The sequence below is a fragment of the uncultured Algibacter sp. genome (assembly GCF_947487605.1).
In the GTDB taxonomy this organism is placed as follows: Bacteria; Bacteroidota; Bacteroidia; order Flavobacteriales; family Flavobacteriaceae; genus Algibacter_D.
The window spans coordinates 89,289-101,538 of record NZ_CANKXK010000007.1 but is presented as its reverse complement, the minus strand read 5'-3'; the positions used below and the strand labels follow the sequence as shown (position 1 = coordinate 101,538).

Annotated in this window: 8 protein-coding genes; all 8 read right to left on the bottom strand. The window is 35.0% G+C overall.

Translation table 11 applies throughout. The annotated features are described in order from the left end of the window. Positions 1-4: 4 nt before the first annotated feature. Positions 5-1,492: a hypothetical protein gene (locus Q0739_RS09720; protein WP_298238530.1), complete on the bottom strand. Its 1,488-nt coding sequence runs from the start codon at positions 1,490-1,492 to the stop codon at positions 5-7. A 47-nt stretch (positions 1,493-1,539) separates the two neighbouring features. Next, complete coding sequence (locus tag Q0739_RS09715; RefSeq protein WP_298238529.1) at positions 1,540-2,763, bottom strand: 1,4-beta-xylanase; 1,224 nt, start codon at positions 2,761-2,763, stop codon at positions 1,540-1,542. Positions 2,764-2,791: 28 nt separating this feature from the next. Continuing rightward, the gene (locus Q0739_RS09710; RefSeq protein WP_298238528.1) at positions 2,792-4,438 is read right to left on the bottom strand and encodes an arylsulfatase; all 1,647 of its coding nucleotides are present in this window, start codon (positions 4,436-4,438) and stop codon (positions 2,792-2,794) included. 5 nt (positions 4,439-4,443) lie between these two features. Further along, positions 4,444-5,916: a sulfatase gene (locus Q0739_RS09705; protein WP_298238527.1), complete on the bottom strand. Its 1,473-nt coding sequence runs from the start codon at positions 5,914-5,916 to the stop codon at positions 4,444-4,446. A gap of 24 nt (positions 5,917-5,940) precedes the next feature. Continuing rightward, complete coding sequence (locus Q0739_RS09700) at positions 5,941-7,074, bottom strand: family 43 glycosylhydrolase (RefSeq protein WP_298238526.1); 1,134 nt, start codon at positions 7,072-7,074, stop codon at positions 5,941-5,943. A 45-nt stretch (positions 7,075-7,119) separates the two neighbouring features. Next, the gene (locus Q0739_RS09695; protein ID WP_298238525.1) at positions 7,120-8,520 is read right to left on the bottom strand and encodes a sulfatase; all 1,401 of its coding nucleotides are present in this window, start codon (positions 8,518-8,520) and stop codon (positions 7,120-7,122) included. A 322-nt stretch (positions 8,521-8,842) separates the two neighbouring features. Then, complete coding sequence (locus Q0739_RS09690) at positions 8,843-10,678, bottom strand: cellulase family glycosylhydrolase (RefSeq protein ID WP_298238524.1); 1,836 nt, start codon at positions 10,676-10,678, stop codon at positions 8,843-8,845. Positions 10,679-10,711: 33 nt separating this feature from the next. After that, positions 10,712-12,226, bottom strand: coding sequence for a calcineurin-like phosphoesterase family protein (locus Q0739_RS09685; protein WP_298238523.1), 1,515 nt, complete (start codon positions 12,224-12,226; stop codon positions 10,712-10,714). Positions 12,227-12,250: the final 24 nt, after the last annotated feature.

Here is a 12,250-nt window from a genome sequence, read left to right as displayed (position 1 = left end):
TTGTCTAAAATTTTGTTATTGATAAACTGGTACCGTCTTTTAGTAACTCTATTAGAATGACATCGTTTTTCTCTAATTCAATCTCTTTAATAGCTTGTGATGCATAATCATATAGTATGCCAGATCCGTTTTCAATTTTTGAAGTACCACTAAATAAAGTTGAGTTAAGTTCAGGGGCTTCTCCATATTGATCTGTATTTAGATTTAATGTAATATTATAATCAACATCGCTAGTATTGTACAATGCTGCCATGTATTTTTTATCTATAGCTAAAACAAAACCATCTACACCATTGGGTAAATCTGTAAGTTCGCGTAATTTTTTAGGTGTATTCTGTAACCAGCCCAATACATCGTAAACCATACTTCCTAAATCTTCTGAAGGTTTACCAACACAATAGCCCTCTACACCACTTGCATGAGCTTGGTATTGCTTTTCTGTTCGAAGAAAATAAATCATCCCCTCTGAGGTATTAAACCCTTCTTCAGTTAAGGCATCAACATCTTGTGGGTCAATACCTAAAGCTCTTCGCATTTCCTTTAACCAAAGTGTTCTATGTGCTACCATTTTAACATTTCCACTGTAACTATTTGTGGCAGCTACGGCATCACCAATACTACCATCAGTTAATCCTCCTACGCCGTATAATTGGTAACAAATGACATCTAATTGTAAATTTTCAGATTCTATTTTATTAATGGTATAGTCATATAACCCATCATTTCCAGAGTTTAATTGAATGCCTCCTAATTTGGCATTTGCATTTAAAGTTTTTAGCTCATCTTCAATTTGATTCCAATAACTGATAAACTTATCCAAATTATACTCCTTTTTATTACCTGGTGCATTAGAGTCTTCACCTAAAGTATGCCCTGGTTCTTGTGTACCTAACCACGTTATTGGCATGTTGACTTGCTGTTCAATGGCGTACATCCAACTAGCTATGTTTTCAACACATGCATCCCTATCTGATGATGTTGGCAAAGGATAAAAGTTGCCATTATTTGGTTTTTCAACATCTTCAGTATCATATATTTTAGGAGTTCCTGATATCTGCACATACAAATCAACCTTACCTTCGCTTTGTGTTGCTATGACATTTAATGCATCTATAATACTTTGACTAGGGCTATTTGTTGTTTTAGTAGGAAAGTCAGGTGACATTGAGTTCTTTTGAAGACCAATAGGAATCATTACAATATTACCACCAACAGCCATAGTTCTTGCAATTCTTGGTTCGTCAATATCTTGGGCAGCCAAACCTCTTCTATAGTCAACATTAGTAATGGCTGAATTTTCTGGATAAGAATTTATAGTAACATCTGTAAATACCTTTGCCTCTTGCGAATTAGAAATAACATCTTTAGACTCAGAAGGCTTTTCAGTTTCAGAAGATTCGGTTAATCCAGTTTCTGAAGAACATGAAATAAAGATGACATTAATTAGCAATGCACTTAGAATTACATTTATATATTTTATTGTTTTCTTCAATTTTTTAGTTTTTTTCTTAGTTCGAATAAAGCAACATCAATACTAAATTATTTTGTATTTGTTAGTTTCTTAAAAACTTCAATCTCTTCTGCATTATAAGGTGTGCCATCCATTCTTAACAAATCATGAAACCAAACTTCTGGTTCAGGAAAAGCTTCTCCAGGCTTCACCACATTGCCATCTAAACGTTCTTGCTTTAAGTTTCTTTTCTTTTTTGAATTTGGTTCCAATCGGCTTTTCCAATTCCAAATAGTACCACTCTTACCAGACACAAACCCCCAGTTTATAGCACCTGATTGAAGTTTTTTCATAACTGGCAAGCACTCGCTTACAATGCTCCCCTGATCTCTTCCCAACCACTCGCTGACTACTACTGGACGACCATCTGCCTGATAATTTTTGATAGCAACTTCAAGTTCTTCTGCGTTTTGATAAGAATGGATTGAATGCAAATCTGAGTTTACTTGATTGATTTGAATATTCGTTTTTCCTACGCTGCCCGCACTGGTGGATGTTATTGGTTGAGAGGGATTGATTTCTCTTGCCCATACCCAAGAATCATATACCAATTTTTTCGACTTATCTCCAATTTTTGCTTTCACTACTTCACCTTCCATAGTACCGCCATCGCCATTGCCTCTCCCAGGTTCGTTGTATAGCTCCCACATTAATACACGCTTATCATCTTTAAAATGGGCAATGGTTTTTTGTACATACCCTTTCAAGTGTGCTACTTCTTCGGCAGTTGCTTTTCCATTCGCATATTTAACCGCTAAAGGTCTTGCAGGAGAGTTTAACCAACCTGAATTATGAAACCCTTTTACAGGTAAAGGTTGTTTTCCTAATTTAGGATTTGGATAGTGGCAGTCATCAAAAAATACAAACCAAGGGCGAATATGATATTTTTGACAAATGCTTAAAAATTCATCCATTCTCTGATATAGCCCCTGCTCATCATCACCCCAAACCAAATCGTGTAAATACACTCTCATAGTATTCATCCCCATATCTGCTGCCCAAGATAATTCTAAATCGATACGCTCTGGATCCCAAGTAGAGGCTTGCCACATATCTATTTGGTTAATGGCAGTTGCTGGGTAATAATTAGCCCCAACCAGCCAAGGTTGCGCACTATACCATTCATTAATCTTTTCAACAGACCATTGCCCTTTTATCGGTGTTGCATAATCACGTTTTTTTTGCGAAGTACAGCTTTGTGAAAACAAAACAAGACAAAGAAGTGCTACTATATATTGAGTTCTTATTTTCATGATTTTATTTAGTTTAATATGATGGTGTTTATGATTTTCTTTTTTCTTTAATTCGTTTTTTGATATCTGCCCAAGGCATTACCTTATTACTTTTTGCCCAATCTGCATACAATTCATGCATCGTCTCTACTTTTTCAGGCATTTGAGACGCCAAATTATTAGTTTCTGTTCTGTCTGCTTTTATATCATACAATTCCCATTGTACTTCGTGTGCTTTAGACCATTTAGAGACTAATTTGTAATCTCCTAATCGAACAGCCTTATTCCCTTCGTGTTCCCAAAAAATAGGCTCATTATGTATGGATGCATCTGCATCAGAAAATAAAGGCTTTAAGCTTTTCCCAACCATAGGCGGAATGTCATTACCTTTAAATTGTTTCGGGTATTCGGCTTGTCCTAAATCAACAAGTGTGCTCATTACATCTGGTAAAAAAGCATGTTCGTTAATAATTTTACCTTGATCTTCTTTTGCTATTCCTTTAGGCCAATGCACAATAAATGGTGTACTAATACCCCCTTCGTGTACCCAATGTTTGTATTCTCTATATGGAGTGTTTGAGGCATTTGCCCAATATTTTCCGTAGGATAAAAAATAGCCTTCTTTAGTTTCCAATTGTTCTGAAGGTCCTGCACCAAAATCCCCACCTTCTGCACAGGCGCCATTATCGTTTAAAAAGATAATAATGGTATTATCGAGGATCTTCTTTTTTTCTAAATTTTTTATCAGTTTCCCTATATTTTGATCCATTCTATCTACCATAGCAGAATAAATAGCTCTGCGTAAATCCATTTCGATTTTCTTTTCATTACTAAGAGCATCCCAAGGTTTAAAATCATCCGGAGACAGTTTCCAATCTTCATCTATTAATCCCATGGTTTTCATTTTTGCAAAGCGTTCTTCTCGCATTTGCTCCCAACCTTTCATGTATTTTCCTTTATATTTTTCTACATCTTCTTGTGGTGCATGTAATGGCCAATGAGGTGCAGTATATGCTAAATAGAGAAAAAATGGTTTTTTAGAATCTTCATTTTGAGATTCATCAATAAAATCGATAGCATAATTTGTAAAAGCATCTGTGGTGTAATAATCTTCATCTGTAATAGTAACAGCTTCATTCATATACGTAATACCTCTTGGAACTTCTGGTTTAAAAAAGTTGCTCGCTCCAGCTATTAAACCATAAAATTTATCGAATCCTCTTTCTAAGGGCGCATTATCTTTAGTAAAACCCAAATGCCATTTACCTGTCATTAAAGTACTATAACCACTTTTTTGTAATACTTCCGCAATGGTAACATTGTTTTTATGTAAACGCCCCTGATACGCTGGCAGACCTAAATCCTGATCGGTAAGCTTTTTTGGAGAATTGGTCATATAACCAATCCCCGTTTGATGCGGATACAAGCCTGTAATTAATGAGGCGCGACTTGGACAACAACGGGCAGCATTATAAAATTGTGTAAACCGAAGTCCGTTGTTAGCCAATGCGTCAAGGTTTGGTGTATTGATATCGCCACCATAGCAACCCAAATCAGAATAGCCCATATCATCAGACATGATTAAAATGATATTAGGTCGTTCTGCAACTGACTTTTTTTCATTTTGCGAAACGCCACAAGAGCTTATTAATGTTACTAAGAATATGACTAAAACAGATTTAAAGGATAACTTCATATAACTTATTCTGATTTTTTCTTTTTCCCTTTCTTTCCTTTTTTCTTGGATTTTTTATCTCCTTTATTTTTCTTTCCTTTTCCTTTTTTTAATGTTGAAGATTTATGATTCAAAGCATCCATTTCTGTAGCTTGCCCTTCATCGCCACAGGCTTCCATCCAAGCCAATAACTCGGTTCGTAATTCATTTTTAACTTCAGCATATTTAGGGTCTTCAGCAAGATTAGCTATACACCATTTGTCATTTTTAACATGATATAATTCTTCTTTGGGACGCTTTTTGTATTTGTAAAGTAACTCTTCTGCTCTTTTATCTGTTTTAGCAGCTTCTTCCCAAGACCTGAACCATTTTTTTCCATTAGTATCTGCATTGTTTACTACATTTAAAAACTCGGCTTCAGGAGTTATATTCCAAATATATCTATAATCCTTACCAACAACTGATCTTATTGCGTAATAGTCTGCCCCAGCAATAATACCTCTTGTGGTTTGTAAACTATAGGCGTAATCTTTATTATCCTTTTTAGGATTTTTAAAAATGGGAACTAAGCTTTTTCCATCTAAAGTTGCTATAGGTTCTCCTCCTGCCATTTCAATAAATGTGGGTACTAAATCTGTATATTCAACAATAGCATCAGATTCCTTACCACCTTTAATCTTACTTGGCATGTGCGCAATTAATGCCGATTTTACACCAGCTTCATAAGTGGTCCACTTAGCAAACGGGAAACTGTTTCCTTGTTCACTTGCAAAAACCACAAGGGTATTATCATCAAAGTTGTACTTTTTTAATAAATCCATGGTTTTACCAACCTGATCATCCAAATAATTGATTTCTGCTAAATAACTACAATACGCTTTCCTTGTTTCTATATTATCTACATAATGTGGCGGTAAAGTAATCTTGTTTGGATTATATTTAGAAGCATCCCCTTTATTCCAAGGTCCATGAGGTTCGTTAGAACAAAGCATCAGAGCAAAAGGCTCTTTAGAAGACTTTACTTCTCCTAAGAATTTTTCAACATTATTAAAGTTTATGTTTTTTTCCTCATCTAAATATTCAAACGGAAAGCTTTCTTTAGGATTTATATGTCTTTTACCTGATAAGGCAACGCGATACCCCAAAGGTTCTAAATAATGTACGACACTCTTTGTGCCCTCTTTAGCAAACGCATGATTAGGATAAGCTCCTGACTTTACAGGATAAAGCCCCGTATAGATATTATGCCTTGTAGGTGAACACATAGGTGCCGCCTGATAACAACGGTTAAATTTAACACCCTCGTTTGCCAATTTATCAATATTTGGGGTAATGGCATCTTTACTTCCATAAGCACCTATATCCCAATGCGTACAATCATCTGCCAGTATAAAAACAATATTGGGTTTATCCGTATTATTTGATTTAGAATCTTGCTGTTGCGCCTTGCACGATATAGTCGTTAAAAACAAGGCAAGTATATAAAGTGATTTATTCATTTTGAATTTTTAAATTAATTACAATTACTTTTTAGGAAAACATTTCCCGTCTTCTGTCCATTCTAAAGGATAAATAGTTGGGTTAGCATATACGGTAGGTGTAATCCCTGACCTTGGATTACCAAACATCGTGCCCCACCAGTTTCCATCTTTATCTTCAAAAATATTATTATGACCTGCATGTTGTGCAGAGGTGAATTTTTGACCGTAAGGTCCATAAATATTATCTGAAATAGACACTACGCAATCATAGGATATCTTCTTCCCTTTTGAAAAATACCCGCGTTTACCATTGGGTTTCTCTTTAATCCAAGCAGCTTGAATTAAATAATATTTATCCTCTTTTTTTGTAATAAAAGCACCTTCAATATAGGGATTATCTGAATACTTTGATTGTAGCACATCCCTTGGTTCTTCTGCAAAACCAGACATATCGTCTTTCATTTTGGCTATCTTTCCATCCTGCCATACAAAATACACCGTACCATCATCATCTTGAAATAAGGAGGAATCAATACGATTTGCAAGTGGTTTTCCTATGGGGTCTATATAAGGCCCTTCAGGCTTACCCGATTTACTTTTTAGCAAAAACACTCTTCCGTTTTTTTCTTTGTCAAGGTATTCGTGCCAGTTCATGCACGTTGTGAAATAATAATCGCCATTAATATAATGAAACTCTGGCGCCCAAACAGCGCGTCGTCCTACGCCTTTTTCTTCACTTAGATCACCACTTCTACCTTTTGGTAATGGCCTAAATTCATTTTGCCATGTGGCATCTTTTTTAAAACTCCATACCAACCCTAAGGAATCCCATTTTTTAAGGTCTTTAGAGCGCCATAAATACAAGCCATCGTTATAATCCCAACAGGCCGCTTTATGAGGTATTCTGGTGGTTCCTGTTAAATAATAATACCCATCTTCTTTTATATAGGTTACATAGGTATCCCGCATCCAATCGTAAGAAATACGATGATAGTCTGTAATAATGGTTTTAGGATCCACCTTTTTTTGTAGTGAAGGTGTTGCAGAAACATTTGTTTCCGAAAAATTTGACTGACTAGACTGCCCCTTGCAGCTGCTAATAATAAAAACAGAAAATAAGGGTATTGCTATTTTTTTTATCACACGTTTTAGATCGTTATAGTTATATTGCTTCATCTCATAAAATTTTCTTGGTTGAAAAGGAAAACTTAAGGTGTTTCCTTAATATTTAGTCTGTTTGTTTTTATTTTTTACTACAATTTCATGCGGCGTCTTGCCTGTAATGGGATATGGCTTTTCAAATAAAGCCTTACTGTCATTTTGCACTATCATCCAATCTTTTAACAGCAGACGCATCTTGTTTAATGCTTTTTCACCTTTTGGTGAATCAATTAAATTCACTTGTTCATAGGGATCGTTTTCTATATCGTAGAATTCTTCCGCAGGACGCACATAGTATTTATGCACAATATCGGCAGCACGCTTATCTGTTTTAGCCGTTTCATCCCAAGAATCCCAATAAGCGCCTGCATGTATTTTTCTTAAAATATCGGAATGATTAGAATGATAGTTCTCTGGATATAGATTTAAGATGAACTTGTACTTTTTATTCCTTACACTTCTAATAGGATATACATTCATTTTTTTATCACCACTATGGGTTGTGTAAATGTATTTTCGATGTGAAGTATTCGGTTTTTGCAAGCTCTTTTTAAAAGATTTACCATCAATATTGACTGGTAATTCTGCATCCACAATATCTAACAAAGTTGGAAATATATCTATCCAACTTACCATAGCATCAGTTCTCGTATTTGGTTTTATGTGCTTTGGCCAAACCATAAGCATAGGCACTTTGGTTCCTGCATCGTATAAATTCCATTTCCCAAAAGGCCATTGCCCGCCATGGTCAGCAGAATAAATGAATATAAAATTATCGCCAAACTTTTCTTTTGCCAATTGGTATATTTTGCCCATTTCGGCATCTGCTCCAGTAATATCAGAATAATACTGGTTCCAAAGTCTTCGTGTTTCTTTGGTATCTATAAAATAAGGAGGCAAGTCTAATGCTTCAGAATTATAGGTTTTTTCAGTAGTCCATGGTACATGCGGACGACGATCTCCAACCAATAAGCAAATCGGTTTTTTTGTTGTGTTATTTTGAAAATACTCAGTCACATGATTTGCCAAATTTGTTGGATCTTCACTATAATAATCAAAGCCTATATATTCCCCCATTTTTTCATGGGCTATTTTCCCAAAGCTTAGAACATCATACCCACTTTCTTGTAAATTTTTAATTAAAATTTGAGTGCCTTTTTTGGGATAACTATGATTTGATTCTGCACCATTTCTTGAAGGCATCAATCCAGTAAGCAAAGCTGCTCTACTTGGTGCACAAGCAGGTGAAGCGATGAAAGCATTTTCAAACACTAATCCATCTTTTGCTAATTGCGCTGTATTGGGCGTTTTTATAATATCATTGCCATACACCGAACAATCCAACTGACTTTGGTCGTCTGTGATATAAAATACAATATTAGGAAGGTTTCTGGTTTGTGCTGAAAGACCACTAAACCAAAATATTGCTATTATTAAGATTGCATATTGATGCTTTATCATAAAATTACCTATCGTTGCTTTCGTTGTTTCTGAAAATATATCATTTATATTTTATTGAATATTCAATATTAATAATGATACAAGCATCATACCAGTAATTTTATTTAAAAAAGTGGTAAAATTGATTAATTGAAATCAGGATTCATATTTAAGAGCACGATTTATTAGTAAATACGTAAAAATACCTATAGATTTTGTGAAATAATTATCAAATGAGTAGAACAAGTATTAATACCATTTCTCATTTAAAAATAACCGAAATAAAAAGAAAATTAATACCCTATATTAACTTTGTAATAAAACTCATTGTGAAAAGTTAAGCTTATTTATATGTAATTTCTACTCTTGCCAATTGCGCAATACCGCCTTTAAATAACACTTTTATGTATTTATAATCTTTATCACCTGAATAGCTATAAATTTTTGGTTTCCAATAGCCGTAGCTGGAATCTCTATTTGTAAAACTCTCTGGAAATATATCTAAATCTACCCAAGTTTCACCATCGTTTGAACCATGAATAGCGATATATCTAAAACGTTTTTTCTCAAAAGCAAATAGCTTAAATTCCTCTAACTTACCGGGAATGCTATACGTTAATTCTGAACCATAATCACCATACAAACGGTTACGGATTTCCTTAAAATTTCTATCACTACCAACAACTGGTATTACGGCTTTACTATCTTCAACAAAGCCCAAATTTTTCATGGTGTCAATTTTAGCCAATTCATTTACCTTAACAGGACCAACAATATTAGACCTTTCTGAAGTTCCTGAAGCATTTATAGCTGCAACACTATAGTAATATGATTTTCCTAATTGGGCAGTTTTATCATGAAACAATGGAAAATAGGGTACATCGGCATCAGAAATATTATATCCCACAATCTTCCATGGATCACCTTTGGATTCCGAACGATACACATTATAGCCCGTTGCCCCCATAGCCCCTCGCCAACTGATGGCGTGTGCTTTTTCAATAGGTAATAATTCTGGTGCTAATGGCGCAGAAACAGCAGGGGTTTCCATGCCTTGAATTTCAAAAGCTTTGTTTCTGTACATGGTCATTAAGTTACTCTCGTCGTATTTTTCTCCAGAAACAAACCCCGGCCAATGATAGGCTTTAAACAATCCGGCACCCAAAGGTTCGGAATGCCAATAGAAACCACCGTCTTTTCTATGGTGCCTTAAGCTCCAAATTAGTGCTCCAGAAACATCTTTATTATCGATTACAAAATCCAACACCGATTCGATACCCGAGGTACTTATAAACCCAAATTCACCCACCAAATAAGGTTTTCTTTTATTGATTAATTCGATGTTCTTTTTGATGTTTTTTGGAACATCAATAGCATTACGTTCATAATGATGTGATGATACCATATCGATAGACCATTCGTTTAACGACGCTTCTCGCACAAACGGAAAATCTAAATCATCACTATACCACCCATCCATTATCAAGTGGTTTTTGTCCAAGCTTTTTATGTATCGAGTAATGTTGATGGTCCAATCTATAGGGCTGGTTAACTCATTCCCAGTTTCCCAACACAGAATGGATTTATCATCTTTATATTTAACACCTGTATAGCTATTTTTTCTGTTGATGACGAAGTTTAAAGTCGCCTTAAAATCTTCGATAAGCTGTGGGTCTGTCCAAAACTCATCAGCTGTTTTTCCTCTAAAAGCCGCATAGTTTGGACGACCACCCATCCATTGTCTATTATTCAAAAGCGAAAAAATGATACGCACGTTATATTCGTTTGCCAATTGCAACATTTTATCGGTTATTTTAAAGGCTGCTTCATTGAACTGCCCAGGCGCTTCTACATACGTTGGTGCATTTTTAGGAAACCCTGTATGCTTTACTGGAATGGTATAAATACGAATGGCTTGTCCGCCCATTTCTTTTACGGTAGCAAACACATCGCGCATTTCAAATTCAGTTGGTAACCCATAAGGATTGGTTTCCTTGAAATTCATTTCATCTTCCTGAAAATTAAGGGTTGGCACGTTAAAAGAGATAAAACGGTATTCCTTATCGCCGTCCATCAATTTGTTGCCATCAACACTTACAAAGTTTTTAAAACCCTGCGCATTCATCAAATTTACAATGAAAAATAGTGTTAGCGTAAAAAGCATGTTTGCTCGTCTCATTTTAGTAGTATGTTTAGTAGTATATTGTTGTTATTAAATTTCGAATATTTTATAGCCTTTATAGATTTTACCTGAATCTGTTTCAGCCGTAACTTCAATTTTGTGCATGCCTTTTGATATATCTTTTGGTACTGGTATCTTCCATAAATGATTGGTTTCTGATAGCCCTGGCGACCAATCGTCTTTATTTTTTCTATCCTTTAAGGTAAGCTCCATAAATGGGTCAAAGCCCGTATAGTTTTCCATAATGATTGGTTCTTCATTATCGATGGAAATCATTACTTCTTCGTGTGGTTTCCCTATAAACCAATTGGCGACAATATATTTCGTATCTTCTTTTGAAGTCAAATTAATTCTAATCTGATAATCTTGAGGGTGCTTTTCTGGAATAAATTCATAGGTGTAATTGGCTCCCGAAAATTCAAATACAAAATACCCTTTTGGTGCACCATCCATACTGGTTGCAACGGGAATACCTTCTTCATCATAAGGCCCTGTCCACCAACTACCACAGCTTGCCCCTGCTATAACACCTTCGCTTAACTCATTATGATCCCAATAGGTTTTTACAGCATGTGTATGACCACTTAGCAACAATGACTTTCTGTTTTTTAGTAGTGATTTTAGGTCTTCTAAAATAGTTGCTTCTGTAAAATCTTCAAGAAAAGGAATGTGGGTATTTAGAACAATTAAATAATCTTCTGGCACTAAGCTCAAATCTTTTTTCAACCATTCCAATTGGGCTTCATCCAAACCTCCAAAATAGCTTCCTCTTTTATCTTCTTCCGCATTCCATCCAAAATAATTGATATTATTCAATACTACAAAGTGTGTTTTACCATAATTGAATGCATAATAATCTGGACCAAATTCCTTTCTGAAAGTTTCAAAATGATTGACCTCATCATTAGATTTGTAATTAATATCATGGTTTCCTACCACATGATACCCTGGGATATTCAGCATGCTTATAATGGCTTTTTCACGTGGGTAAATGTCCAAGTAATCATCAGCGATATCGCCCAAAACAATGTAAAAATCGGCCTTTTGCCTTAGCATATCGGTAACACCACCATCTCTAAAAAAATCAATTCGTTCTTTATCAGCAGCTTGTGGATCTCCAATAACCAATGCTTTAAAAGGTTTTTCTTCTTTTACTTTATAAAGTGGAAAATTAATCTGTTTTGGTACATCTCCAGTAGCTGAAACCCCAGGATATTTTAAATGTTTTGGCGAACCTTTGGTATGATGGAAATAATAGTTCTGTTGAAATTTTTGAGCGTTCAAAGACACCTGATACCCCGATGGTTTTAGAACATATAAAAATGCGCCATCCCTCAAATCAATTGTATATCGACCTTCCTTATTGGTCTGTACAATATCTTTTTGATTGGAAACAGAAACACCTTCCAGTTTTTGTTCACCTTCATTATAAATACCGTCTTTATTCTCATCTAAAAACACCACACCTGATATGGAATTGTTTTGTGCTAAGACACAAATACAGCTACATATCATTAAAGTAAAAAAGCTACTTACTTTTTTCATCTTACTATAACAATTAAAAACTAA